This is a genomic window from Jatrophihabitans sp. (assembly GCF_036388195.1).
Lineage (GTDB): Bacteria > Actinomycetota > Actinomycetes > Mycobacteriales > Jatrophihabitantaceae > Jatrophihabitans_A.
Genome location: NZ_DASVSG010000053.1, coordinates 1 through 26,939 on the forward strand (window position 1 = coordinate 1; position 26,939 = coordinate 26,939).

Genomic DNA, 26,939 nt, shown 5'->3' on the forward strand with positions numbered 1-26,939 from the left:
CGTTCGGCTCCTACATCAACAAGAACTCCAACGAGGCCAACGGCTGCGTGCCGACCGGGTTCTCAGCGATCAGGCTCAATCTCTACACCGGGGTGAAGGGGCCGGGGACGTGCAACAACGACATCCTGATCAGCGTGTCCACCGACAAGGGCAACACGTTCACCGGCGCGACGCAGGACCCGCGGGTGCTGCAGGTGGTCACCACCGAGCCGGGCCACAGGACCACCGACCAGTGGTGGCAGTGGATCGGCTTCACCAAGAACGGCAAGCTCGCCGTCTCCTACTACGACCGGCAGTACGGCACCGACGAGCTGACCGGGTTCTCCGACGTCAGCCTGTCCGGCAGCAACGACCTCGTGAACTTCGGGGTGAAGCGGGTCACGTCGTCGTCGATGCCGCCGCCCACCCAGTTCGACGGGGTGTTCATGGGCGACTATCCCGGGCTGGCCGTCACCGAGAATGCCCATCCGGTGTGGACGGATACCCGCACCCCCCAGCTGTTCATCTGCCCCGGCACCGCCACGGCCGGTAACGCGCCGGAGCTCTGCACCGCCAGCGCGTCCAACGCCGCGGTGGCCAACGACCAGGAGCTGCGGACCGCCAACGTGGGAGTGCCCAGCGGCTGATCGGCTTTGAACGCAAGGGCGCTGCCGTCGGGTTCGACGGCAGCGCCCTTCGTGCGTTCTGGCCGGGTCTATCGCAGCGAGGGTCCGTGCTTGCGCTCGGGATGGCGTCCGGAGGCCAGGAACGGCGCGGCGAGCCTGCTCCGGGTCGCCGAGTGCACCAGGATCGCCAGCCCGGCCAGGATGATCAGGTCGCCGATGCTGATGACGTTGCGCAACGGCAGCCAGCCGGGCGTGGCGATGATGTCGCCCAGCCACGGCAACACCGGATCCTTGAGGGCGCCGCTGTTGGCGAAGGCATCGGTGTCGGTGGGTAGGCCGGCCACCGCCAGCGCGTGCGGATCGGCCGGCAGCGTGCCGCCGTTCAGCGCGATCACAGCGGCATTGAGCAGCGCGCCGGCGCCGAGCACCAGCAGTCCAGGCAGCGCCCGGTTGACCCAGAGCGCGATCCCGGCTGCTGCGTAGCTGGCCAGGTGCAGGGCGACCAGCAGCGGCCGCGGGCCGGCGGAGTACACGTCGGTGATGATCACCTGGACCCCGAGGGCCAGCAGGATCAGCCAGCTGTGCCGGAGCCGGACGCCGGCCAGCCGCTCGAGCCGGCCACCGAAGAGCGGGGCGGAGCAGATGATGAGCAGCGCCATGAAGGCCATGAACATGTCGGGTCACTCCGCCTTGTCGAACAGGACGGTCACCGGCGCCGCCCGCGTTGAATGAGGGGGTATCAGCTCCAGCAGCCGTTGCCTGCCTGCCCGGTCCGGCCCGGGGACCCGGCGGCGTACCGGTGGCAACGGCGCCGCGAGCAGCAGCGACAGGTCCGCGGCGGGCATCGGCTTGCCGATCAGGTATCCCTGCAGCAGGTCGCAGCCCATCTCGGCGAGCTCATCAGCGGTCTGCAGGTCCTCCACCCCTTCCGCGACCACCCGCAGCCCGAGGTTGTGACCGAGGTCGATCGTGCTGCGGACGATGGTCGCGTTGCCGGACTCGCCGAGCGTGGCGGTGAAACTCTTGTCGATCTTGAGCTCCTCGGCCGCCAGGCGCTGAAGATAGGACAGCGACGAGTAGCCGGTGCCGAAGTCGTCGATGGAGATTTGCACGCCCAGGCCGTGCAGTCCATGCAGGATGCCGGCGCTGTGCTCGGGATCGGCCATCAGGCGGCTCTCGGTCACTTCGAGCACCAGCCGGCCGGCCGGGATGCCGTGCAGCCGCAGATGCCGGCTGATGGTGTCGGGCAGCGACATGTCGCTCAGCTGGCGGGCCGACAGGTTCACGCAGGCGGTCAGGTGCAGGCCGGCGTCGTCCCAGACGGCGAGCTGGCCGAGCGCCTGGTCGAGCACCCGGTGCAGCAACATGTCGATCAGGGAGGTGCTTTCGGCGATGGGGATGAAGGTGTCCGGTGGCACGTCACCGAGGGTCGGGTGCCGCCAGCGCGCCAGGCACTCGACCGACGCGATCGTTCCGCTGGCGAGGTCCAGCTGAGGTTGGTAGGCCACCCACAGCTGGGTGTCCTGCTCGTTCTCCAGCGCCGAGCGCAGGTCTGCCTGCAGGCCGAGCAGCGCGGCCGAATGCCGATCGCCCTGCCGGTCATAGACCGACGCCGTCCCCCGGGTCGCCTTGGCGGTGTACAGGGCGATGTCCGCGCAGCGCAGCAGGTCTGCCACCGACTCGGCGTGCTGCGGGCTGAACGCGATGCCGACCGAGCAGCCGACGGTCAGGGTGACCCCGTGCAGCACGACCGGTTCGCGGACGGCGGCGCACAGCCGCTCGGCCAGCTCGATCACCGACGCCGAATCGGTGCCGCTGCGCTTCAGGACCACGAACTCATCACCGCCCAGCCGCCCGACGAGGTCGTCCGGGCCGGCTTCGGCGCTGAGTCGTTCGGCCACCGCGATCAGCATCTGATCGCCGACCGCGTGCCCGAGGGTGTCGTTGATGTCCTTGAAATGATCGAGGTCGATCAGCAGCATGGCCGTCTGGCCGGACAGGCTCGACAGGGCCCGCTCGGTCGCATTGGTCAGCATGGTGCGGTTGGCCAACCCGGTGAGGGTGTCGCGCAGGGCTTCCTGCTCGCGTCGCATCGCGGTCTTGCCGCTGCGGTGCAGCGCCGCGATGGGCACCAGCAGCAGGATGATCGACCATGGTGTCCAGGACATCGCCTGGGCGGCCAGCGGGCCCAGGCCCAGCAGCGGGGCCGAGGTGGAGATCTGCCAGGCAAGGTCCTCCATCAGCACCCGGTGCAGCCGCAGCTGCAGGCTGATCGCCACCGCGAAGCCGACCAGGAAGTTGTTCACCAGCAGGAATACGGTCGCGGCGACCAGCGACGCAGGCAGGTTCGGCGCCGGGATGTGCTCGTAGGGGGTGAACGGCTGACCCGTCAGCACGGCGTACACCAAGCGCGCGCTGATGAACGCCAGCGCGTATTGGGCGATGTTGAAAGGCAGCCTGTTGCGCGGACGGCCACGCACCAGGCAGTCGATGGTGAGCGCCAGGGCCTGGGCGGCGACGGTGATGAACACCGGCGCGATCAGCAGCAGCGCGAAGCCGAAGGTGCTCGACACCGTGATCTCATCGCCGGCCTCCCGGCCGCGGGCCACCGGAATGGGCCACATCTCGCCGAGGGCGAGCACGATGCAGAACACCGCCAGGATGACCCCCTCGCGACCGGCGAGGTCGGGGGGTGGCTTGTCGAAGGCCTGGCTGGCGACAAGCACGATCAGCGGGACGGCGATGCCGACCACGATCCACATGTACAGCAGGAGGCTGCGTCGATCAGCCGTACGCACTGGGCCTCCTGCCAACGCACATCAGGTCGTGGCGGCGACCGAAGACGCCCCCGCTCGGTGCGCGGAAGTCACGGTGGCCCCGAAGGACCTACGGGGCCCCCGCGACAGTCGTCAGCGGAACTTGTGGCCGGCAGCGACCACCGCGACGATGGCCGTCATTACCGTTGCCGAACACATGGTCCGAACCACCAGATACTTCATGATTCCTCCTCCTGAGACATGACGCCCGATCGCCGTCACGCAGCTGGTGGCGTAACCACCGTCGCGAGCCGGCTCCCCGGACGTCACTTCCTGACCCCTCGACATGAGTGGTCTTTCTCCGTATCGGACAACGGCCGTCATACTTGAGCCTGATGTGAGTACGAAGTTAAGTTCGAGGTGAGGTGGCAGGGACGAGACGCCGCGAGACCCCGAGCACGCCACTGGCCGGCGGACCGTGTGCGGTCCGCCGGCCAGCAGCGGGATGCGGTTGGTACCGAGCGGGTTACCTCAGCGCGGAGGTGAACGCCTGGAACTCAGCTGCCTTGACGGTGCCCGCGTTCGGCGCCAGCAGCGGGTTGGTGGTGCTCGATCCGGTGACACAGTCGCTGTCGTTGGCCGGATCGTTGTCCTGATCGCCCCGGTACGCCGGCGTGCCGGTGCACTGGTTGTTCAGCACGATCAGCTTCAGGTGGGTTGCCAGCCTGTCGGGGATGTCGAACTTGCGCACCAGCAGGTCGGGCGCCAGCGGCCGCGGCTGGCCGGCCGGGAAGGCGTTCGCCGGGCTGGTGTAGATGGTGGTGAAGCCCGTCGGGCTGGCGCAGTTGAGGTTGGCCGCGCTCGCGGTGCACGCCGCGATGGCGAACTGCCGCAAGGCGTCGAACCTGCCGCCGGTCTGCTGGGTGAAGGCGCTGACCTGCACCGTGCGGACCGTCACCGGGCCGGTGGCGGTGTTGGCCAGGCGAACCACGACCGACGGCTTGCTGACGTTGACCGGAACCGCGGTGTCATCGGTCCAGTTGGTCGCCTCGGTGTCATCGATGAGCCCGGTGAGGTTGACGCTGGTGGCATCGCCGGTGATGGTGGCGCCGTTGGCCGACGAGGCCAGGTTGGTCGGCAGTCCCAGCGTCCGAGCCGTGGTCGTCACCGCCGTCACCGTCTGGGTGAAGCTCTGCAGGCCGAAGCCGGGCTTCTGCACCGTGATGGTGTAGGAACCGGGCTCGGCGGTGAAGCTCGCCAGGCCGTTGGCGTCCGAGGTCGCCACCGGGGTGATGCCGGCCGAGTACGGGCCGACGTAGATCTTCGCGCCGGCGACCCTTGGCGTGCCGGCCTTGTCCGCAGCGGTCAGGGTGAACTTCACGGTGCCGGCCCGCGATCCGGTCCGGGCCACGAAGCTCGGCCGCGGATCGGTGTCGTCGGTGCCCAGGGTGGCCGCGTCCTTGCCGAAGCCCCGCTTGGCGAATGCCGTCCACAGCGCAGTCTGGTTGGCGCCGCCGAAGCGCATCATGTCAGCGGCCAGGTAGCTGTCGCGGGCGTCGAGCATGCTCTCGGCCGACGGCTGCATCAGCCAGCCGTCGTAGACCAGCTGGATCCAGCGCCGGTTGCCCGGGCACTGGTCGGCCGGCAGCTCACCCTGCGCGCACCGCAGTTGCAGAGCGGCGTTGGACGCCGGGTGAGTGCTGTTGTACTTGGCCACCAGGGCCTGGCGGATGTCGTAGTTCACCGCGTTCCAGACCTCGCCGTCGGCATGCACCTCGGGACCGGTGATGTCGAAGCCGATGTCGCTGTAGTTCAGCGGGTTGGCGTTGAGGCCGTAGTTGCGGATGCCCCGCTCCTTGTTGCCGGTGACGTAGGGACCTTCGGCCCAGGGGTTCTCACCGTTCTGGGGGGTGTAGCCGAACTCGTGCAGGTACTCCAGCGCGTCGAGGTCGCCCCAGCTCTCGCCCATGGAGCCGGCCTGGTGGCCGGAGAGCCCGGCGTCCGGGCCGCCCACCATCCGGTTGCTGATCAGGTGGGTGTACTCGTGGCCGAACACCGAGGCGTCGTAGTCGCCATCGGAGCAGGCCGCGTAGAACGCCCCGGAGATCGGCTGGAACAGGTACTGGTTGGTGATCGGAGCGATGCCGTCGTTCAGGGTGACCTGGTTGGCGTTGTCGCGGCCCTGGTAGGACGGCGCGCCGCCACTGACGGCGCCGGCCTGGACGTTGCCGATCTCGGGATCACCCTGGGCGCCGCCATTGCCGTAGTTGCTGAGCTGGGCGTTGTAGTTGCCCTCGGTGAAGCCGAGGAAGTAGGAGAAGTCGTGGAACCGGTTGTGGCCGCTGAACAGGTTCGTCACCGCCGCGTCGATGTCGTTGCGGTTGCCGGTGACGAGGTTCGTCGGGTCGCACTTGGAGGTGTGCCAGCTGTTGGTCCACGGGTAGCTGTAGTTGCGGTCAGGAGCGAACGGGCGTTGCCCGAGCGGGCCCGGGGTCAGCGGTGACAGCCACGACTCGGCGGTCAGCGCGTTGTTCCCCGAGGTGGTGAAGGTCGGCAGGCCGGTGTTCGGGTTGACGTCCCACGGCGCCCGGGAGGCGAGGTTCTGCTCCTTGCGGTCGCAGCCGGTCTGGTTGGTGGTCTCCCAGCAGCCGGTCTTGCGGCTGTCGGTCGAGGAGTAGTCCATCGGCGGGGCGTTGAAGAAGTACTTCCACTTCGGCGGGTAGGGCAGGCCGGCGCCAGCGGGGCCGGCGGTGTTGGAGGACAGGAACACCCCGGAGGCGGTGTACGGAGCGACGAACGGCCCGGCCGGGTTGGGGGACGGGCAGATCTGCACGAAGTAGTCCCCGGCGGGCACGCCACCGGCGGGGGCGTAGGTCAGCTCCTCCTGGCCGACGCCGGTGTCAGTGCTGGCCACGGTGACGCCGTTGAACACCAGCTTGACCACGATGTCGTTGCTCGGCACCGTCGCGGTCGCCGCGATCGCGATCTGCTTGGTGGCCGCGTCGACCGTGCCCCCGGTCACCGCGGGGCCACAGCCGGCCTCGGTGAAGGTGGCGTCGAACTGGTTGCTGGCCTCGCTGTGGTTGACCCGGTTGTAGCGCATCAGGGTCTGGCCGGTGATGGCGTCGACGAACACCGTGTAGGCCTGTGCCGAGCCGCCCTGCACGTCCAGCACGATGGTCTCGTAGGCCGGCCGTGCCTGGCCGGCAGGGGTGGGCACCGCGACCAGGCGGGCTCGCTGCTGCTGGCCGAAGCCGGTCACGGAGAAGACGGTCCAGCCGTCCTGGACGGTGGGAACCGACAGCGTGGGCGCCTCGACGGCGCGTCCGACGCTGGCGGCGGCCTTGAGCCAGGCCGTGGTGGCGGACAGGGTGGCGGCGGGAGGCGCGGTCTGCGGGCCGGTCGCCGAGGAGGAGACGTAGACGACCTTGTCGCCGGTCACGCTGACGTCGATCAGGCCGTCCTGGGCGGCGGGGAGGGAACCGTACTGCTGGCGGAACAGCACGGCGTGGCCGGCGCCGCCCGCCATGCGCTGGTCGTTGAGCAGCGGCAGGGCGTCGACCTCGGCCGGCGTCATCCGGAACAGCTCGGCGTTGCTCTTGAGCCAGGCCCGGGCCACGGCGACCGCGTCGCCGGTGTAGCCGGTGCCCAGGTAGCTGCCGTACTTGATCATCGAGCCGACGGTGCCGTACCGGGTGAACCTGGCGTCGGCGCCCAACTGGGCGATCCGGTCCTGCTGGGCGGCGGTCGGCTCGATCTGGCCGACCCGGGCATCGATGTCGGAGAAGCCGATGGGGACGTCCAGCAGCGACAGGTTGCCGCCTGCCCCGCCGGGTGAGGCAGTCGACGGGGCGGCGAACGCGCCTACCCCGCTGGTCATGCCGATGGCCACACCGGTGGCCAGCGCGGCTGCGCCGAGTTGAACGGCGACGCGGCGTCGCCTCGAGCGGACGTGTTGGGTCATGAAGCCTCCACGGACGGGGCCGGATACGGGGGTGCAGGCGGCCGCATTTTTCTTATCAAGTACCTACCAACGCGCGGCGTCGGGAAAGGATGCGGTGTGGGTCACAGAAATTTGGCAGAGGTCCTTGACGGCGCTATTCGGCGGGTGGAGAAAGGCGCGTCCCCTCTTCAGTGCTTGCGGATCACGCGCTCTGCCTGGCCCGGCGTCCAGACCGTGATGTCGAGATGGCCGCCGGCGTACTCGACTGCGGAGGCGCCGGTCAGCTCGGTGTCGTAGAAGTGGTCGAACGCGGTGTCCCGGAGGTCGAGGCCGGTGTCGGCGAACAGGTCGTCGGCGAAGCGCTGGTGCAGCGCGGGGTCTTGAACGTCGCGCGCGAGGCCCCAGAGCTTGGCGTCGCCGTCGGTGACCTGGGTGTCGACGGTGGCGGTGTGCAGGCAGAACCGCGGGTCACGCGCCAGGTCGCGGAACTTCGTGGTGCCGGGCATGCCGACCAACCACAGCCGGCCCTCGAAGAACCGTGGCTCCATCGGGCTGATCCGCGGGAAGCCGTCCGAGCGCAGGGTGGCCAGCATGCACAGGTTTCCGGTCGCCGCATGCCGCCGGGTGAAGATCTCGGCGATGCGCGGAGCGCGTGCGGCGAACTCTTCCCAGCCGGCCATCCGCAGATGCTAACCCTGGCGTACTCAGATCTGTCGGGCAGCTGACATGACTGTCGTCACGGCATTGGCTCTTCAAGGCGCCCTGAATTGAGCATCCTAGAACCCTTTATCTATCCCAAATCTGGTTGGATCGGACAAGGAGCTTAGCAACGCTGATGATTTCCGAGACTTTGGCCCTTCGCACGCCAGATCCGAGGAACACCGTACGACGGTGAGGATGAGCGTGCCTCATCCTTCTTATTTTGACTGCTATGCCCAGGGAAGTTCGGGATCAAATGGGGCTGCAAACGACCAGAACTAGCTAATCCTGCGACTCATCGTCGAACTGACCATTCAAAGCCTCGCTGGTCGCTATCTTGATATCAACCATTCGTTAAGGTCTCTGACAGTCATCCCGCATTGTTCGGTCAGGTGCGTCGCCAGTAGCCAGTATTTGACTCGGTCTTCTTCGAACGGTCCATAGTTCAAGACATAGGTCGCCAGCACGCCGATATCTTGGGCGATTGTATTCTGTACGAGGGGCTCTGAGCTGGCCAGGCACTGAGCATAAGCATTGGATACGTGGTGGATATACTCCCGTCCTTGAAGCCGGGAGCATAACTTCATGTATTCGCGCGTTTCCAAGATCCAAAAGTGCCAGATATCGTCTATCTCTGTCGTAACGGGTATGCTTCCCGAGCAGTGATCAGCTATATTGAGGAATTTGAGTGCTTCCTCGATTCTTATGTCCAGCTCTCCTGCTGGCACGGCTGGAAACTTCTTGCCAAAGTAGCAACGCATCTCCGGACTGAGAAAAGCGAACCGCAGTTGCTCGTTCGAGATCGCCACTGGTGCACTCCATACCTCAGGCCACGCTAGCGCCGCAACACTCTAAACCTTCGTCTGTGGGAGTTCCATGCGCCTATTCACGCAGCATGTCCCGCCATCCGGCTTACAGCAACCGTCGGCTGCACGCCGCAACAGGACTTGCTCGTCAACGATACCCTGCTGGTGCAGGTGTTCGAGAACTTTCCAATCGACCAAGAGCGACCTCACCAAGGTGACTGTTTCTTCTTTAGTGACGGCTTCGGTCGGCAATGCGCCTGACTGATCCTCGTAGGGGGACATGACTTGGTTCTCCCTCACATCTAGGCGGCGAGAGTGCGGCTGAGGGGTCGGAACTCAACGATTGCAGGCTACTCCGAGCGGACCCATCCGGAAAGGAGGTCTTTTGGCGGCAGCGTCGCGGATGCTGACTCGGTCTGCCGGTCCGGAACCCGGTACCTAACACTCAGCCGTCATCACGTATTAGTTGATCTTGACTTTGGCGCCGGGCTGCCTGGTTCATCAGCTCTGTATCCCCACGTCTTAGGCCCGCCGCTACCTCTACTACTTCTGTCTCGTGGTGCCGCGGGAAGTCGGCGGGGTGGAGACTATCCTGCTCGGCTGCCGCTCGAGTCGTGAGAGCGGGCCGCTGGCCGCGGCCCAGCTAGGCAGGGACGTACCTATTTTCTTCTCTCACTACAAGTGTATTGAAGTTGGTCTCTGAGCTGTGGCCTCTTAGGACAGTTAGCATCGCGTATCTGCCGATGCCGGAACGAACCTATGCGTTTGGACGAGGGCAGGCCCTGCGCGTCGACAATCTCCAACGCCAGATGGCGACAGCGCGAAACTCCCGACCAAGATCTTTACGCCGAAGTTTCGAAGAACGATTTCTCTGGTGCCCCCGGCAGGATTCGAACCTGCGCTTCTACCTCCGGAGGGTAGCGCTCTATCCCCTGAGCTACGGGGGCCTGACGGCCCTGGTTCACGCGCCTGGACGCTGCCCGCTGACCGAGGAAAATGCTAGCAGCCGCCGATCGTCGGCCCGGTGGCAGGGCGAGACGCCGGGTCAGGACGGCGGCGGCAACGGGCTGGCGCCACGCTCGCGCAGCAGCCTCTCCATCAGCACGGTCTCGGCGCTCTGGGCCGTCGCGATCTTCTGGGCGAAGTTGCGCACGTAGGCCTCGCTGGCGTGCTCGGCCCCGTACTGCGCCATCGCCAGGCCGCCCTGGTGGTGGCGCAGCATCAACTGCAGGAAGTAGACGTCCATCGCCTTGCCGGTCATCGTCTGCAGCTTGTCGACCTCGGCCGGGGTGGCCATGCCCGGCATCAAGCCACCGGAGGCCATCGAGCTCATGTCATGCCCGCCCGACATCCAGCTCATGGGCGCCCGCGGGTTCTGCGGCGGCAGGCCCCAGGCGTCCAGCCAGCCCTGGAACTGCCCCACCTGGTTGAACTGGCTGGTCTCGATGTCATAGGCCAGCGTCCGGACCAGCCCGTCTGTGCTGTGGTCGCGGACGTAGCCGGCCATCGTCACCGCCTGCCGGTGGTGCGCGGCCATGTCCCAGGTGAAGCCCGCGTCCACCGACTTCGCGCCCGGGGTGGCCGACCCGGTCCGGTGGCCGGCGACGTAGCCGACGCCGCCGGCCAGCAGCAGGCTGGCCACACCCAGCACCACGAACAGCAGCGTGCGCAGCCGACCGCCGGCCACGGGCTCGCGCTCCTCAGCCGTCAGCTCGGGGTGGTCAGCGCTCAGCACCATCGGAGGTCAGGACTCCGTGGGCTTGCCGGGCGTGCTGGGGTTGGCCTTGAAAGGCGGGTTGCTGCAGCTGGCGCCGAGCTCCGGAGTGTTGGTCTGGCTCTGCCGCAACGCCTCGATGAAACGCTCGACCCGCTTGTCGGTGGCCGAGTCCACGAACAGCTGGTAGCCCCAGGCCTGCAGTGACACGTTCGACTTCAGCCCGTCGTACGGGGTCAGCAGCGTGTACGGCTTACCGGCGGTCAGCTTGTTCAGCACCTCGAGCTGATCCGCGGGCAGCCCCGGCTTGTAGGTGATCCAGACGGCGCCGTGCTCCAGGCCGTGCACGGCATTCTCGCTGGCGATCTGGGTCGGGTAGACCGTGCCCTCGCAGTCGGCCCAGATCCCGGAGTGCGGGCCACCCATCGGCGGGGACTCGGCATAGGTGATCGGGCCGGTCTTGTGGTCGCCGCCGGTGAAGGTCTTGTGCACGATGCCCGCGATCTTGTCGGGGTTCTTCGCGTCGGACTTCTTCTTGTTCTGGCTCACCGCATAGCCGATGACGCCGACCGCGAGCGCCACGATCAGCGTGGTGGCGATGATCAGCCCCCACGGCGTCTGCCGCTGGTTCACGATCTTCTTGGACTGGGCGCGGTTGGCCGGCCCCTTGCCGGCGGTGCTGCCAGCCGAGCCCTTGCCCATGGCCGTGCTGCCCTTGCCCGGGCCCGTGCCGCCAGCGGGACCCTTGCCAGGCTGGTTCTTCTTCGGGCCACCAGACGCCGGCTTCGTCGGATTGGTCATCGAGTCGCTTTCGTCGCGTTGTGAGCGCAGCGCACGCTGCCGTACTTTCGGGCCTCAGTCTAGGCGCCGTACCTGTGGATCGCCTCGGCAGCCAGCCGGTCTCCGGCAGCGCGCCCGGACGGCAGGCCGGAGAAAACGCCCGGCGTCCCGCACTAGAATTGGCCCGGTGACCCCAGACGAACTCAGCTCCGTGCTGCGGAGCGCCGTCGAGCGCGCTGTCGAATCCGGTGCGTTCAGCGCCGACCCGCCTGCCGAGCTCGTCGTCGAGCGTCCCAAGAACCGCGCCCACGGTGACTACGCCAGCAACATCGCGATGCGGCTGGCCAAGGCCGCCGGCCGCCCGCCCCGCGAGATCGCCGAGACGATCGCCAAGCTCCTGCTGGACGTCGAGGGCATCGCCGCCGTCGACGTGGCCGGCCCCGGCTTCCTCAACATCACCCTGGACAGCGCCAGCCTCGGCGGCCTCGCCCGCGTCATCGTCGAGCAGGGCGCCGAATACGGCCGCTCGACGACCCTGGCCGGCGAGAAGGTCAACCTCGAGTTCGTCTCGGCGAACCCGACCGGCCCGGTGCACATCGGCGGGGTCCGGTGGGCCGCGGTGGGCGACTCGCTGGCGCGGGTGCTGCAGGCCAGCGGCGCCGAGGTGAGCCGGGAGTACTACTTCAACGACCACGGCGCCCAGGTGGACCGGTTCGCCCGGTCGCTGCTGGCCGCCGCGCTCGGCGAGGACGTCCCCGAGGACGGCTATGCCGGTTCCTACATCGGCGAGATCGCCGGGCGGATCGTCGCCGAGCGCCCGGAGGCGGTCTCACTGCCCCGCGAGGAGGCCCAGGAGCTGTTCCGGCAGGTTGGCGTGGAGCTGATGTTCGCCGAGATCAAGCAGAGCCTGCACGACTTTGGCGTGGACTTCGACGTCTACTTCCACGAGAACTCCCTGCATTCCTCCGGCGCGGTGCAGCGGGCGGTCGCCCGGCTGCGGGACCAGGGCCGGATCTACGAGGCCGACGGCGCGATCTGGCTGCGGACCACCGACTTCGGCGACGACAAGGACCGGGTGGTCATCAAGCGCGACGGCGACGCCGCCTACATCGCCGGTGACCTGGCCTACTACCTCGACAAGCGCGAGCGCGGCTTCAACCGGGTGATCATCATGCTGGGCGCGGACCACCACGGCTACGTCGGGCGGCTGATGGCCATGTGCGCCTGCTTCGGCGACACCCCGGGGGTGAACCTGCAGATCCTGATCGGGCAGATGGTGAACCTGGTCAAGGACGGCAAGCCGATCCGGATGGGCAAGCGGGCCGGCAACGTGATCACCCTGGAGGACCTGGTGGACGCGGTCGGGGTGGACGCCGCCCGCTACCAGCTGGCCCGCTCGTCGGCCGACTCGACGCTGGACATCGACCTGGACCTGCTGACCCGGGCCACCAACGAGAACCCGGTGCACTACGTGCAGTACGCCCATGCCCGGACCGTCAACGTGGTCAAGAACGCCGCCGCGGTCGGCATCGAGCTCGATGTCTTCGAGCCGAACCTGCTGACCCACGAGACCGAGACGGCGCTGCTGACCGCGCTCGGGGAGTTTCCGAGGGTGGTGGCCCAGGCCGCCGAGCTGCGCGAGCCGCACCGGGTCGCCCGCTACCTGGAGGCGCTGGCGGGGGAGTTCCACCGCTGGTACGACTCCTGCCGAGTGCTGCCCAACGGCGACGAGCCGATCACCGATGTCAACCGCACCCGGCTCTGGCTCGATGTCGCGACCAGGACCGTGCTGGCCAACGGCCTGTCGATGCTCGGGGTGTCGGCCCCCGATCGCAAGTAGCCCAGAGCGCAAGTAGAAGGTCATACCTGGTGAGTCACTCAGCACATCCCGCCGGACCCAGCCACGGGTACCCGCTGCCCACCGTCGAGCCGGTCATCGCCCCTCCCGACCTGACGGTGCTCAACCCGCGGATCTGGTCGGCCAATGTCGGCCGGCAGGGGAGTGAGGTCGCGGTCGCCGGCCTGCCCGCCAGCCAGCTGGCCGCCGAGCACGGCACCCCGTTGTTCGTCCTCGACACCGAGGACCTGCGGCAACGGGCCCGCACGTACGCCACCGCCTTCACCGGCGGCGACGTCTACTACGCAGGCAAGGCCTTCCTGTGCACGACGGTTGCCAGGCTGCTCGCCGAGGAGGGCCTGGGCATCGACGTGTGCACCTCCGGCGAGCTGGCGGTCGCGCTGCGGGCCGGCGTGGACCCGCAGCGGCTGGCGTTGCACGGCAACAACAAGTCGGTGGCCGAGCTGCGGCTGGCGGTCGAGTCCGGCGTCGGGCGGATCGTGCTGGACAGCCACACCGAGATCGACCGGCTCGCCCAGCTGGCCGCCGAGGCGGGGGTCCGTCAGAGGGTGCTCATCAGGGTCACGGTCGGGGTCGAGGCGCACACCCACGCCTTCATCGCCACCGCTCACGAGGACCAGAAGTTCGGCTTCTCGCTGGCTGCCGGCCAGGCCGCGGCCGCGGCGGCGCGGGTGGTCGGCCATCCCCAGCTGGAGCTGGTCGGTCTGCACTCCCACATCGGCTCGCAGATCTTCGACACCGGCGGCTTCGAGGTGGCCGCGCACCGGGTGGTGGGGCTGCTGGCCAAGATCCGGGACGAGCACGGCCTGGAGCTGCCCGAGATCGATCTGGGCGGCGGCCAGGGGATCGCCTACGTCGACGGCGACGACCCGCAGCCGGCCGCCGAGGTGGCCGCCCGGTTGCGCAAGATCGTCGAGCGGGAATGCGAGATGGCCGGGCTGGCGGTCCCGCGGCTGTCGGTCGAGCCCGGCCGGGCCATCATCGGCCCGTCGATGCTCACCCTGTACGAGGTCGGCACCGTCAAGCCGGTCGTGCTCGACGGCGGCACGGTCCGCAACTACGTCTCGGTGGACGGCGGGATGAGCGACAACATCCGCACCGCGCTCTACGCGGCCGATTACACCGTGGTGCTGGCCAACCGGATCAGCGACGCCCCGCCGCAGCTGTCCCGGGTGGTGGGCAAGCACTGCGAGAGCGGGGACATCGTGGTGCGCGACTGCTGGCTGCCCGCCGACCTGGCGCCCGGTGACCTGCTCGCGGTCGCCGCGACCGGCGCCTACTGCTTCGCCATGTCCAGCAACTACAACCGCATTCCGCGCCCGCCGGTGGTCGCGGTGACCGGCTCGCGCTCGGAGGTGATCGTGCGCCGGGAGACCCTCGAGCAGCTGATGGCCAATGACGTCGGGTGGAGCGCCGCCGACCAGCTGGCTGCCTCACCCGTCGGCGGGGTCGACGGGTGAGCCGTCCCCAGCCGATCCGCCTGGCCCTGCTCGGCTGTGGCGTCGTCGGCGCCGCGGTGGCCCGGCTGCTGGAGGAGCAGTCGGCCGAACTCGCCGCCCGGGTGGGGGCGCCGCTGGAGCTGGTCGGGATTGCGGTCCGCCGGCCGAACCGGCATACCGGAATCGATCCGGCGCTGCTGACCACCGACGCCGCCGCGCTGGTGACCCGCGAGGACGTCGACATCGTCATCGAGGTGATCGGCGGCATCGAGCCGGCCCGCAGCCTGCTGCTGAGCGCGCTGAAGTCCGGCAAGAGCGTGGTCAGCGCCAACAAGGCGCTGCTGGCCGAGGACGGCGCCAGCCTGCACGCCGAGGCCAGCGCCCACGGCGTGGACCTGTACTACGAGGCGGCGGTGGCCGGGGCGATCCCGCTGCTGCGGCCGCTGCGGGAATCCCTCGCCGGCGACCGGATCACCCGGGTGATCGGCATCGTCAACGGCACCACCAACTTCATCCTGTCCAGGATGACCGCCAGCGGCGCCGGGTTCTCCGAGGCGCTGGCCGAGGCGACCGCGCTCGGGTACGCCGAGGCCGATCCGAGCGCGGACATCGACGGCTTCGACGCCGCGGCCAAGGCCGCGATCCTGGGCGGTCTGGCCTTCCACACCCGGGTGACCGCCGCGGACGTGCACCGCGAGGGGATCAGCGAGGTCACCGCCGCCGACGTGGCCAGCGCGGCGGCGATGGACTGCACGGTGAAGCTGCTGGCGATCTGCGAGCGCAGCGGCTCCGAGGACAAGCCGTCGGTCGCCGTGCGGGTGCATCCGGCGATGATTCCGCTGTCCCACCCGCTGGCCGGCGTGGGGGAGGCGTTCAACGCCGTCTACGTCGAGGCGCAGGCGGCGGGTTCGCTGATGTTCTACGGGCGCGGCGCCGGTGGCGAGCCGACCGCGAGCGCGGTGCTGGGCGATCTGGTGGCGGTGGCCCGCAACCGGCTCAGCGGCAGCCGCGGGGCTGGTGAGAGCGCCTATGCAGACCTCGCCGTGCAGCCGATCGGAGAGGTGCTGACCCGGTACCACGTCGCCCTCGATGTCGCTGACCGTCCCGGTGTGCTGGCGGCGGTGGCGGGCGCGTTCGCCGATCACGGGGTGAGCATCCAGACCGTCCGGCAGGAGGGACGTGGCGACGCGGCCACCCTCGTGCTGGTCACCCACGTCGCGCCGGATGCCGCGCTCGCGGCGACGGTGCGCCGGCTGGCCGCCTACGATTTCATTCGCCGGGTACGCAGCGTGATGCGGGTCGAAGGCCTGCCCGCGGAGTGAGGTCAGCACAGACCACGGCGGCCTCATGACCTCGTGGTTCCAGCGGCAGGAAGAGTAGGCGGAGATGGCCGGACGGCAGTACACCAGCGGTCCGTCGGCGACGGCGTGGCCCGGGCTGATCGAGGCCTACCGGGACCGGCTGCCCGTGACGGCCCGCACTCCGGTGGTGACGCTCTACGAGGGCGGCACCCCGCTGGTGCCGGCCGCCGCGGTGTCGGCGCTGGTGGACGCCGAGGTGTATCTCAAGGTCGAGGGCGCGAACCCGACCGGCTCCTTCAAGGACCGTGGCATGACGGTGGCCATCTCCAAGGCGGCGGAGGCCGGCGCCAAGGCGGTGATCTGCGCCTCCACCGGCAACACCTCCGCGTCGGCTGCGGCCTACGCCGTCCGGGCCGGCATGGTGTGCGCGGTGCTGGTTCCGCAGGGCAAGATCGCCCTCGGCAAGATGGCGCAGGCGCTGGTCCATGGCGCCCGGTTGCTGCAGGTGGACGGCAACTTCGACGACTGCCTGGAGCTGGCGCGCAAGCTGGCGGTCGACTACCCGGTGGCGCTGGTCAATTCGGTGAACCCGGACCGGATCGAGGGCCAGAAGACCGCGGCCTTCGAGATCTGCGACCTGCTCGGCCGGGCACCCGACGTCCACTGCATACCGGTGGGCAACGCCGGCAACATCACCGCCTACTGGAAGGGCTATCGGGAGTACCTCGCCGATGGCCTGATCGAGAACACCCCAGCGATGTATGGCTTTCAGGCTGCGGGCGCGGCTCCGATAGTGCTCGGCCGGCCGGTTGCCAAGCCGATGACGATCGCGACCGCGATCCGGATCGGCAACCCGGCATCGTGGCTGCCGGCCGAGGCGGCCCGGGACGAGTCGGCCGGCCTGATCGACTCGGTGACCGACCGGGAGATCCTGCAGGCCTACCGGTTGCTCGCGCGCAAGGAAGCGGTGTTCGTGGAGCCGGCGTCGGCGGCCAGCGTCGCCGGGCTGATCAAGTCGGCCAGGGCGGGCCGGCTGCCGGCCGGCGCCGTGGTGGTCTGCACCGTCACCGGCAACGGCCTCAAGGATCCGGAGTGGGCGATCTCCGGGGCGCCGTCCCCGGTGACCATCCCGGTGGACGGCCACGCCGCGGCGGTCCAGCTCGGGCTGGCTTGATGCCCGCGCCGTTCACCGCCGACACCGTCACCGTCCATTCGCCGGCCACCAGCGCCAACCTCGGCCCCGGCTACGACAGCTTCGGCCTGGCGCTGAGCCGCTATGACCGGGTCCGGGCCCGGGTGCGCAGCGCCGGGCTGAACGTCCGGGTCAGCGGCGCCGGCGCCGACGAGCTGGCGCTCGACGAGGCGCACCTGGTGGTCCGGGCGATGCGGGCCGCCTTCGACCGGATCGGCGCCCAGCCACCCGGGCTGGAGCTGGACTGCCACAACGACATCCCGCACGGGCGCGGCATGGGGTCCTCGGCGGCGGCCATAGTCAGCGGGATCGAGCTGGCCCGCAGCCTGAGCGACGACGGCCGGGCCCGCCTGAGCGATGCCGAGGCGCTGGCGCTGGCCACCGAGCTGGAGGGCCATCCGGACAATGTCGCGGCGTGCCTGCTCGGCGGGCTGAGCATCTCCTGGCTCGCCGACGGCCGGGGCGCCGCGGCGAGGGCCGCGACCGCCGAGCAACTGGCCGCCACGGGCATCCGGCCGGTGCTGTTCATCCCGGCCGAGCAGTCGGCCACCAGGGCGGCCCGGGCGCTGCTGCCCGAGCAGGTGCCGCACGCCGACGCCGCCTTCAACGCCGGCCGGGCCGGCCTGCTGGTGCTCGCGCTGACCAGCCGTCCCGACCTGCTGCTGACCGCCACCGAGGACCGGCTGCACCAGGGCTACCGGGCCGCAGCCATGCCGGCCAGCGCCGCGCTGATCACCGCCCTGCGCAGCCGCGGCATGGCCGCCGTGATCTCAGGCGCTGGCTCCTCGGTGCTGGCGCTGGCCCTGGCCGATCAGGCCGGGGCGGCCGCCGAGCTGACCCCGGTCGGCTGGGAATGCGCTCGGCTGGAGGTCTCGTCCGGCGCCCGGACCTCGGGGGCGTGAACCGCGCGACCACCGTTGCGGTGGGCCGACCGGGCCGGCCACCGGAATTGGAATAAGACACGCCTCACCCTGTGTTGGCGCAGTGAGCAGCTTACGTCTACTCTTAGCTCATTCCTCGCGTGACCACGGCTGTGCCAGCAGCGCGACGAAGCAGCCCGAAGAGCCTGCGCGGACGTTTCAGAACCGAATCCTCAGTCAGAATCCACTGATTTTTCGACCTGGGGCGCTCGGGAACAAGTCCGTTCCGACCTCGGCTGCGAGTTCCTGATCGGTACATCGATCAGCCCGGCGATACCCGCCGACCTAACACCGGTGTGCGTCTGACCGAAAAGAGACGTACAACCACTCGGAAGGATCCGAAACCACAGTGACTGACACCCAGGACCAACTCCTCGTCCTGCCCGGCGCCGAGACGACAGATTCCGGCGCCAACAATGCCGCTCAGGAGCGCGCCAAGCGCCGCTCCGGTTCGCTGTCGTCGATGTTGCTCCCAGAGCTGCAGGCGCTGGCCGGCTCGATGGGCATCGCCACCGGCAAGATGCGCAAGAGCGATCTGATCGCCGCCATCGAGAACGCCAAGCGGCCGCAGAGCGGTTCCAGCGCGCCGAGCGGTTCCAGTGCCCCGAGCGGTTCCAGTGCGCCGAGCGGCTCCAGCGCGCCGGCCGCCCGCCAGAGCGCGGCCGTTGAAGCTCCCGCCGCTGCCCAGGCCCCGGCTGCCCCGACCACCCGGACCCGCCGCTCGGCCACCCGGGCGGCCACCAACACCCAGGCGACCGCGCCGGATCAGGGTGTCGACAGCCAGCCGGCCACCGCAGCGACTGTGCCGCCGGCCGTGGACGGCACGTCCGACAGCGCCCCGCCCGCCGCGGACAACGGCTCGGACGGCTCCGGCCCGGACTCCGGCAGCACCCGTCAGGCCGAGCGTGGTCGCTCCCGCGACGCCGGCCGCAACCGTGACGGCCAGACCCGCGACAGCCAGACCCGGGACGGCCAGGCCCGCGACGGCCAAGCCCGCGACAGCCGGGACGGCCAGGCCCGTGACAGCCAGGCCCGCGACGGCCAGAACCGCGACGGCCAAGCCCGCGACGGCCAGAACCGCGACGGCCAGGCCCGCGACGGCCAGGTGGCCACCCGCGAGTCCAACGGCCGAGACGGCAACGGCCGGGACGCCAACGGCCGGGACGCCAACGGCCGGGACGGCAACCGTGACTTCAACGGCCGGGACGGCAACCGCCAGCTCCGGGACGCCGGTCAGCGTGACCGCAACCAGGGCGGTCCCAACAACAATGACGACGACGACGAGTTCGGCTCCGGACGCCGGCCCCGCCGTTACCGCGACCGCCGCGGCCGGACCCGCGATCGTGTCGAGGCCTCCTCCAACAACGGCGGCGGCCGCAACGACATCGAGCCGACCATCTCCGAGGACGACGTCCTGGTGCCGGTGGCCGGCATCGTCGACAACGTCGATGACAAGGGCTCCTGGTTCATCCGGGTCAGCGGCTACTTCGCCAGCTCCGACGATGTCTACGTCTCCAACGCCCACGTCCGCCGGTACAACCTGCGGCGCGGCGATGCGGTGACCGGCGCGGTGCGCCAGGCCCGCGACGGCGAGCGCAAGGAGAAGTTCAACCCGCTCGTCCGGCTGGACACCATCAACGGCGTCGACCCCGAGCGGGCCCGGAGCCGGGTCGAGTTCACCAAGCTGACCCCGCTGTACCCGCAGGAGCGGTTGCGGCTGGAGACCGAGCCGCACATCCTCACCACCCGGGTGATCGACCTGGTGATGCCGATCGGCAAGGGCCAGCGCGCGCTCATCGTCTCCCCGCCCAAGGCGGGCAAGACCATGATCATGCAGGCGATCGCCAACGCCATCGCCACCAACAACCCCGAGTGTCACCTGATGGTGGTGCTGATCGACGAGCGGCCCGAAGAGGTCACCGACATGCAGCGCTCGGTGAAGGGCGAGGTCATCGCCTCGACCTTCGACCGCCGTCCGCAGGACCACACCATGGTCGCGGAGCTCTCCATCGAGCGGGCCAAGCGGCTGGTCGAGATGGGCCACGACGTGGTGGTGCTGCTCGACTCGATCACCCGGCTCGGCCGCGCGTACAACCTGGCCGCTCCGGCGTCCGGACGCATCCTGTCCGGTGGTGTCGACTCGACGGCGCTCTACCCGCCGAAGCGGTTCCTGGGCGCGGCCCGCAACATCGAGGACGGCGGCTCGCTGACCATCATCGCCTCGGCGCTGGTAGAAACCGGATCCGCCGGTGACACCGTGATCTTCGAGGAGTTCAAGGGAACCGGCAACGCCGAGCTGCGGCTGGACCGCAAGATCGCCGACAAGCGGGTCTTCCCCGCGGTGGACGTCGACCAGTCCTCCACCCGCAAGGAGGAGATCCTGCTCTCGCCCGACGAGCTCGCCGTGGTGATCAAGCTGCGCCGGGTGCTGCACGCCCTGGACCCGCAGCAGGGCATCGACCTGCTGCTGGACCGGCTGCGCAAGACCCGGACGAACATCGAGTTCCTGATGCAGATCGCCAAGACGACCCCGGGCGCCGACGACCGCTGACCCGGCCATGGCAGCTGGCGGCGCTGCCGGCCAGGCAGGCCTGCCAAGGTGGGTGTTCGCCAGCTCGGCCCAGCGCAGGCTTGCCGTCCTGGCGGCGGCGCTCGCGCTGATCGCGCTGGTGACCGCGGTCAACGCCGCCCGGGTCCATCCCGAGCGGCGGGTCATCACGGTCACCGCGCCGGCGCCTCCGGCCGCGGCCACGGTGGATGCCACCGGCTGCCCGGCGCAGGCCGAGTGCCGGGTGCAGCAACAGGCGACCGGGCTGGACACGGCGTTCGTGCGGGCATTTCCGGCCGGCCAGGTGCTCAACGTCCAGGCGACCCTGGACCTCCGCACCCACCGCAGCTACCGAACCTCGTTGATCGGGTCGATCGAGGGATCCTCGACGGTGAGCCTGACCGCGCAGTGCGTGCCCGGCGCGCCGATGCCGTCGGCCCGGGTGCAGCGCTCCAGCACCGCCCACATCGATCTGGCGGGCAACAGCGTCATCGACTACCGCCAGCTCAGCGTGCTGGCCCCGGGTCGGCCCGGCTGCGGGGTGGCGCTGGTGCTGCGCACCCGGGGAGCGGCCGTCCGCTTCGAAGACGCCGCCCTCCGCCTGGCGCGTGACCCGGCCACGCAGCTGCCGTCATGAGCCGGCTGCGGATCAGCCGGCCGGCCCGGGACGCGATAGAGCCGGTGCTGGTCCGGTTGGCCGAGAGCCAGCCGGCAGATCCCGGCACGGCAGATCCCGGCACGACCGATCCCGACCCGATCGATCCCAGGGCGGGCCACCTCCGGGCGCCGAGGGTGGTTCCGGCGTGGCTGGTCGCCGCGGCGCTGCTGCTGGCCTGTGCCGCCAGCGTTGCCGCGGCGCTGTGGTGGCAGCACCGGTCCCTGGTCATCGAAGTGACCAACCGGCTACAGCCCTACTACAGCGCCGGGCCCGATGCGGCCGGTTGCCCGATCCTGTCCCGCTGCCTGGTGAGCACCGATCTCAGCCAGCCGCTGGCCGTGGCGGCTCGGCGGCTGTTTCCCGACGCCACGGTGCTGAGCTCGCTGACGGTCGTCGAATCCGGCAGCGGCCGGACGGTGCAGACCACCATCGTGCTGCACGCGCCGTCGGGCCTGGGGGTGTCGGTCACCGCCCAGTGCGTCCCCGGAGCAGGGCCGATCTCCGACCGGGCCGCGTCGCTGCCGGTGGCCGGTCCTGCTCAGGCCGACTTCGTGGTGGCCGGCGCGCCGGGATGCAGCGTGGCGGTGGCCGCCCAGATCCCGCGGACGGTGCCGGTTCCGCTGGCCGAACTTCGGCAACTTGCCCGTGATCCGCAGGTCCAGCTCGACCCGTAGCCGCTACCTGCTCACTCCAGGTCGGCGCGCCGGTAGACCCGGCACTCCCAGGGCCGCAGCAGCAGGCCAGTGGCGTCCGGGACGGCCGGGTAGTTGCCCAGCAGCAGCTCCGCGGCCGCCCAGCCGGACGCGTCGGGCAGCGCTGCCACGGCGTCGGCGCCGGAGAAGTTGCCCAGCACCAGCCAGCATTCGGAGTCCAGCCGCCGGGTGAAGGCGTAGACCTGCTCGTCCAGCGGCAGCAGCATGCGGAAGTCGCCGAGAGCCACCACCGGGTGGTCGTGGCGCAGCGCGATCAGCTTGCGGTAGTGGTGATACACCGAATCCGGATCGGCCAGCTCGGCGTCGGCGTTGATGGAGCGGTGGTTCGGATTGACCCCGATCCACGGCTCGGCCGAGCTGAAACCGGCGTTGCGCCCCGCCGTCCACTGCATCGGGGTTCGCGCGTTGTCCCGGCTCATCCGCCGGAGCGCTGCCAGCACCTCGGCGGCTGCGGCATCGCCCACCGCGGCATCACCCACCGCGACATCGCCGACCGCGGCAGCATCCAGCGCGGCGGCGTAGTAGTTCAGCGATTCGATGTCACGGAAGTCGGAGATCCCGGCGAACACCGCGTTCGTCATGCCGAGCTCCTCGCCCTGGTAGATGTAGGGCGTGCCGCGGTGCAGGTGCAGGACGGTGGCCAGCATCTTGGCCGACAGCGCCCGGTACCGCTCGCTGTCGTCGCCGAAGCGCGAGACCACTCGCGGCTGGTCGTGGTTGTTCCAGTAGAGGCTGTTCCAGCCCACGTCGGCCAGGCCTGCCTGCCACCGGCCGAAGCTGGCCTTGAGATCCAGCAGCGAGAAGCCGGTCGGATGGAACTTGTCGATGCCCTGGTCCAGTTGGACGTGCTCGAACTGGAACACCATGTCCACCTCGTGCCGGGCCGGGTCGGTGAACAGCCGGGCCTGCTCCACCGTCACTCCGGGCATCTCGCCGACGGTCAGCAGCTGCGCCTGCCGGCCGGCGAACACCTCCCGGTGCATCTCCTGCAGGAACTCATGGATGCGCGGCCCGCAGATGTAGTGCGGCGAGCCGTCGCCGTAGCCGCCGGCCTGGGCCTGCCCGTCCGGCAACATCGGGTCCTTGGAGATCATGTTGATGACATCCATCCGGAAGCCGTCCACCCCGCGGTCCAGCCACCACCGCATCATCGCGTACACGGCTGCCCGCACCTCGGGGTTCTCCCAGTTCAGGTCGGGTTGCTTGCGCGAGAACAGGTGCAGGTAGTACTCGCCGCTGGCCTCGTCGAGCTGCCAGGCCGAGCCGGAGAAGGCCGAACTCCAGTTGGTCGGCTCGGCGCCCGGCGCGCCGGCGAGCATCCCGGGCCGCGGCCCACGCCACCAGTACCAGTCGCGTCTCGGGTCGTCCTTGCCGCGCCGGGACTGCTGGAACCACGGGTGCTCGTCGGAGGTGTGGTTGACCACCAGGTCGAGCACCAGTTTCATGCCCCGCCGGTGCGCCTCGGCCAGCAACCGGTCGAAGTCGGCCAGCGAGCCGAACACCGGGTCGATGTCGGTGTAATCGCTGATGTCATAGCCGGCGTCGTCCTGCGGCGAGGGGAACACCGGCGACAGCCACAGAACGTCCACGCCCAGCTGCTCCAGGTAGTCCAGCCGCGAGAGGATGCCGGCCAGGTCGCCGATGCCGTCGCCGCTGGCATCGCAGAAGCTCCGCGGGTAGATCTGGTAGACGACGGCCGATTGCCACCACGCGGCCGGGCTGTTGGCCATCCGGCCTCCCCTGCTCCTTGCCGAACCCGCTCATCCGAACTCGCTCGTGCGACCCTGCTCATCCGAAGCCGTCATCCGAAGCCGTCATCCGAAGTCAGTCCGAACCGCGCACTCGGGATCGAATCGGGCCGGCATCTGCAACATACCCCCGGCAAATCTGGGCATGTGCTCTGCCGCTCACCGATATCGCGGTCCTAGACTCAGCAGATGGTCAATGGCGAGGCGAGCGGACCGGCGCTCGACACCGACCAACCGCTGTCCTGGCGTCTGCCGCCGTACCAGCCGGCCGTGTTGATGCTGATGGTCTGCGCCATCGCGGCCCTGAACATCTACGGCCACCCCTCCGAGACCGTGCGCGCGCTGACGCTGGTGCTGGGCGCGGCGCTGCTCGGGGCGGCCGTCCTCGCGCTGCGGATGTACCTGGGAGTCGATGCCGACGGCGTCCTCGTCCGGTACCTGGCACGTCCGGTCTGGCTGCCCTGGTCGGACGTTGCCCGGGTGGAGGTGGTATCGGCAGTTCGGGGGTCCGATACCGTTCGTCTGGTACGGCACGACGGCACCTACGTCGACGTGCCGCCGTCGCTGCTCCAACCGGCCACGCCGACGTCCAAGCCCCGGGCGCTGGCAAGGCTCAACAGCGTCGCGCACCAGCTCGAAGCCCGTCGGGCACGACGGGTCGCAAGACGATCAGGACTAATGTGATGAGACTGAAGTCAAGGAGGTAACGGTTACGTATCTTTGATCCGTCGACACTCTGCAATCAGGGTGTTCGATGCCATTCTCAAATTGCCTGTAAGCGCTTAAGTATCATCGTCGGAAGGACAGTTTTAATGAGTCCAAAGGTCGCCATCGGTGCGGTCTCCCTCCTCAGCGCGGCCGTGGTGTTGGCCGGCTGCGGTGGCGGTAATGACAACAAGGGATCGTCGGGTGCGACGTCCGGCAATGCCGGCAAGGGCCCGATCACGTTCGTCACCGGCAAGGACAACAGCGGCCTGATGCCGCACCTTGCCGAGGCGTGGAACGCCGCTCACCCCAATGAGAAGGTCACGATCAAGCAGCAGTCCGACCAGGCTGACCAGCAGCTGTCCGACCTGCAGCAGCACTTCCAGGCCAAGGACCCCAACTACGACGTGGTGACCGTCGACGTGGTCTGGACCGCGGAGTTCGCCGCCAAGGGCTGGATCGTCCCGCTCACCGGCAAGAACGCGATGGACACCAGCCACCTGCTCGGCCCGACCGTGAAGGCAGCGACCTACAACGGCACCCTGTACGCGGCGCCGTATGCCTCCGATGCCGGCCTGCTGTACTACCGCAAGGACCTGGTCCCCACGGCGCCCGCCACCTGGGACGACATGATCAACGCCTGCAAGGGCAAGACCTCGCCTACCATCACCGGCCCCAAGCCGGCCTGCTACGCCGGCCAGTTCGCCAAGTACGAAGGCCTGACGGTGAACGCGTCGGAGGCGATCAACTCCGCCGGCGGCCAGATCGTCAAGGAGGACGGCAAGACCCCGAACCTGGAGACCGCGGAGGCGAACAAGGGCCTGAGCTTCCTGGTCAACGGCTTCAAGGAGGGCTACATCCCCAAGGAGGCGCTCGGCTTCCAGGAGACCCAGAGCCTGAACGCCTTCCAGGCCGGCCAGCTGCTGTTCATGCGTAACTGGCCGTACGCCAACGCGATCCTCTCCGGCACCGGCTCCAAGGTGGCCGGCAAGTTCGCCATCGCCCCGCTGCCCGGCCCGGACGGACCCGGCGCCTCCAGCCTCGGTGGTCACAGCGTCGCGCTCAGCGCGTACTCCAAGAACCAGGGGACCGGCCTGGAGTTCCTCAAGTTCATCCAGTCCCAGGAGATCCAGTCCTACAACCTGACCCAGGGTTCGCAGGCTCCGGTCATCGCGTCGCTGTACGACGACCAGGCCCTGATCCAGAAGTTCCCGTACCTGCCGGTGTTGAAGAAGGGCATCGAGAACGCGATCCCGCGTCCGGTGACCCCGTTCTACCCGGCCGTCACCGAAGCGATCTCGACCAACGCCTACGCCGCTCTACAGGGCCAGTCGTCGACCGAGGAAGCCCTGAAGAACCTTCAGTCGGCAATCCAGTCCGCTACCGCGGGCTGATCTGATCCACCCTGGTGAACCGGCGGAGTCGCCTTCCTCGAGCGAGGGCATCGCGACTCCGCCGGTTCGCAAGGCAAGTTCCCTAGCACTGGGAGCTGATCCCCTCTAGCCCAGGGATGTCATCAGCCTGAGGAGGCTTCATGACCCTCGCCAAACCCGCAGCGGGCAGCACCGCACAGACCTCACTGCCTGAAGCACCGGGCCCCAAACGGAACAAGATCAAAACAGGCGAGGGTCGGCTGGCCGTCATGCTGGTCGCGCCCACGATCGCGCTGCTGGGGCTGATCGTCGGGTACCCCATCGTCAAGGCGATCTACAACTCGTTCCTGTCCGACAGCCGCAAGATCGATCCGGCAACCGGGCAGTTCCAGGAACCCGGGGCCTGGACCGGGCTCACCAACTACAAGCACTGGCTGCTGCAGCAGTGCCCGTCCGGCGCCGGCAAGACCATCTCCTGCCCGACCGGCACCCTCGGCTCGCAGTTCTGGAGCTCGATCAGCGTCACGGTCGGATTCACCGTGGTGACCGTGCTGCTCGAGACCATGATCGGCATGGTCTTCGCGCTGATGATGAACCGCGCGTTCAAGGGCCGGGCGCTGGTGCGGGCCGCCATCCTGATCCCGTGGGCGATCCCGACCGCGGTCACCGCCAAGCTGTGGCAGGTGGTCTTCGACCCGCAGGGCATCCTGAACAAGGTGCTCGGCACCAGCTTCGCCTGGACCAGTTCGCAGTGGCCTGCCCGGTGGGCGATCGTGATAGCCGACGTCTGGAAGACCACACCGTTCATCGCGCTGCTGATCCTGGCCGGCCTGCAGGGCATCAGCGCCGACATCTACGAGTCGGCCAAGGTCGACGGCGCCAATGCCTGGCAGCGCTTCGTCAAGATCACGCTGCCCCTGGTCAAGCCGGCCCTCGCGGTCGCGGTCATCTTCCGCACCCTGGACGTGCTGCGGATGTACGACCTCCCGGCGATCCTCACCGGTGGCGCCAATGGAACCACCACCATCTCGATCCTGGTGGTGAAGCAGTTGAACAGCGGCATCTACTCGGCCTCGGCGCTGTCGACGATCACCTTCGTCTTCATCTTCGCGATCGCGCTCGGCATGGTCAGGTTGTTCAACGCCAACATCGTCGGCACTCCGGGAAAGGGCGGTAAGTGA

General features: G+C 69.0%; 19 protein-coding genes, 1 tRNA gene and 1 pseudogene. 12 read left to right on the forward strand and 9 right to left on the reverse strand.

Annotated elements, in window-relative coordinates; all coding sequences use genetic code 11:
- Window positions 1-626 (forward strand): annotated as a pseudogene (locus tag VF612_RS04995) (exo-alpha-sialidase); the annotation flags it as partial.
- 68 nt (window positions 627-694) lie between these two features.
- Here the strand turns inward: VF612_RS04995 and VF612_RS05000 are convergent.
- The 8 genes from VF612_RS05000 to VF612_RS05035 form a co-directional block, all read right to left on the reverse strand.
- Window positions 695-1,279, reverse strand: coding sequence for a DUF5317 family protein (locus VF612_RS05000; RefSeq protein ID WP_408658749.1), 585 nt, complete (start codon window positions 1,277-1,279; stop codon window positions 695-697).
- A 6-nt stretch (window positions 1,280-1,285) separates the two neighbouring features.
- On the reverse strand, window positions 1,286-3,403 hold the full coding sequence (locus tag VF612_RS05005) for a putative bifunctional diguanylate cyclase/phosphodiesterase (protein ID WP_408658750.1): 2,118 nt from the start codon (window positions 3,401-3,403) through the stop codon (window positions 1,286-1,288).
- A gap of 484 nt (window positions 3,404-3,887) precedes the next feature.
- Complete coding sequence (locus tag VF612_RS05010) at window positions 3,888-7,325, reverse strand: M36 family metallopeptidase (protein ID WP_408658751.1); 3,438 nt, start codon at window positions 7,323-7,325, stop codon at window positions 3,888-3,890.
- A gap of 167 nt (window positions 7,326-7,492) precedes the next feature.
- Complete coding sequence (locus VF612_RS05015) at window positions 7,493-7,984, reverse strand: pyridoxamine 5'-phosphate oxidase family protein (RefSeq protein WP_408658752.1); 492 nt, start codon at window positions 7,982-7,984, stop codon at window positions 7,493-7,495.
- A gap of 351 nt (window positions 7,985-8,335) precedes the next feature.
- Window positions 8,336-8,812, reverse strand: coding sequence for a hypothetical protein (locus VF612_RS05020; protein WP_408658753.1), 477 nt, complete (start codon window positions 8,810-8,812; stop codon window positions 8,336-8,338).
- Window positions 8,813-9,681: 869 nt separating this feature from the next.
- Window positions 9,682-9,756, reverse strand: a tRNA-Arg gene (locus VF612_RS05025).
- A gap of 98 nt (window positions 9,757-9,854) precedes the next feature.
- The gene (locus tag VF612_RS05030; protein WP_408658754.1) at window positions 9,855-10,547 is read right to left on the reverse strand and encodes a DUF305 domain-containing protein; all 693 of its coding nucleotides are present in this window, start codon (window positions 10,545-10,547) and stop codon (window positions 9,855-9,857) included.
- 6 nt (window positions 10,548-10,553) lie between these two features.
- On the reverse strand, window positions 10,554-11,324 hold the full coding sequence (locus VF612_RS05035; RefSeq protein ID WP_408658755.1) for a DUF3105 domain-containing protein: 771 nt from the start codon (window positions 11,322-11,324) through the stop codon (window positions 10,554-10,556).
- 166 nt (window positions 11,325-11,490) lie between these two features.
- On the opposite strand from VF612_RS05035, the gene argS reads away from it, so the two are divergent.
- The 8 genes from argS to VF612_RS05075 all read left to right on the forward strand — a co-directional run bounded on the left by argS (window position 11,491) and on the right by VF612_RS05075 (window position 21,893).
- Complete coding sequence (gene argS, locus VF612_RS05040) at window positions 11,491-13,143, forward strand: arginine--tRNA ligase (protein ID WP_408658756.1); 1,653 nt, start codon at window positions 11,491-11,493, stop codon at window positions 13,141-13,143.
- Window positions 13,144-13,172: 29 nt separating this feature from the next.
- Window positions 13,173-14,621 carry a diaminopimelate decarboxylase gene (gene lysA, locus VF612_RS05045; protein ID WP_408658757.1) on the forward strand — a complete coding sequence of 483 codons (1,449 nt, stop codon included), beginning with the start codon at window positions 13,173-13,175 and terminating at the stop codon, window positions 14,619-14,621.
- On the forward strand, window positions 14,618-15,922 hold the full coding sequence (locus tag VF612_RS05050) for a homoserine dehydrogenase (protein ID WP_408658758.1): 1,305 nt from the start codon (window positions 14,618-14,620) through the stop codon (window positions 15,920-15,922). Before lysA ends, VF612_RS05050 begins: the two co-directional genes overlap by 4 nt.
- A gap of 64 nt (window positions 15,923-15,986) precedes the next feature.
- Window positions 15,987-17,075 carry a threonine synthase gene (gene thrC, locus VF612_RS05055; RefSeq protein ID WP_408658759.1) on the forward strand — a complete coding sequence of 363 codons (1,089 nt, stop codon included), beginning with the start codon at window positions 15,987-15,989 and terminating at the stop codon, window positions 17,073-17,075.
- Window positions 17,075-17,995, forward strand: coding sequence for a homoserine kinase (thrB, locus tag VF612_RS05060; protein ID WP_408658760.1), 921 nt, complete (start codon window positions 17,075-17,077; stop codon window positions 17,993-17,995). The genes thrC and thrB overlap by 1 nt, the downstream gene beginning before the upstream one ends.
- Before the next feature lie 367 nt (window positions 17,996-18,362).
- On the forward strand, window positions 18,363-20,564 hold the full coding sequence (gene rho, locus VF612_RS05065) for a transcription termination factor Rho (RefSeq protein WP_408658761.1): 2,202 nt from the start codon (window positions 18,363-18,365) through the stop codon (window positions 20,562-20,564).
- Window positions 20,565-20,571: 7 nt separating this feature from the next.
- The gene (locus VF612_RS05070) at window positions 20,572-21,198 is read left to right on the forward strand and encodes a hypothetical protein (RefSeq protein ID WP_408658762.1); all 627 of its coding nucleotides are present in this window, start codon (window positions 20,572-20,574) and stop codon (window positions 21,196-21,198) included.
- Window positions 21,195-21,893 (forward strand): hypothetical protein, encoded by a 699-nt coding sequence (locus VF612_RS05075; RefSeq protein WP_408658763.1) that lies wholly within the window; start codon window positions 21,195-21,197, stop codon window positions 21,891-21,893. Before VF612_RS05070 ends, VF612_RS05075 begins: the two co-directional genes overlap by 4 nt.
- An 11-nt stretch (window positions 21,894-21,904) precedes the next feature.
- On the opposite strand, the gene VF612_RS05080 is transcribed toward VF612_RS05075, so the two are convergent.
- Window positions 21,905-23,662 carry a glycoside hydrolase family 13 protein gene (locus VF612_RS05080; RefSeq protein ID WP_408658764.1) on the reverse strand — a complete coding sequence of 586 codons (1,758 nt, stop codon included), beginning with the start codon at window positions 23,660-23,662 and terminating at the stop codon, window positions 21,905-21,907.
- Window positions 23,663-23,869: 207 nt separating this feature from the next.
- Between VF612_RS05080 and VF612_RS05085 the strand changes: the two genes are divergently transcribed.
- The 3 genes from VF612_RS05085 (at window position 23,870) to VF612_RS05095 (ending at window position 26,939) form a co-directional block, all read left to right on the forward strand.
- Complete coding sequence (locus VF612_RS05085; RefSeq protein ID WP_408658765.1) at window positions 23,870-24,364, forward strand: PH domain-containing protein; 495 nt, start codon at window positions 23,870-23,872, stop codon at window positions 24,362-24,364.
- A gap of 128 nt (window positions 24,365-24,492) precedes the next feature.
- Window positions 24,493-25,779: an ABC transporter substrate-binding protein gene (locus VF612_RS05090; RefSeq protein WP_408658766.1), complete on the forward strand. Its 1,287-nt coding sequence runs from the start codon at window positions 24,493-24,495 to the stop codon at window positions 25,777-25,779.
- Window positions 25,780-25,919: 140 nt separating this feature from the next.
- Window positions 25,920-26,939: a carbohydrate ABC transporter permease gene (locus VF612_RS05095; RefSeq protein WP_408658767.1), complete on the forward strand. Its 1,020-nt coding sequence runs from the start codon at window positions 25,920-25,922 to the stop codon at window positions 26,937-26,939.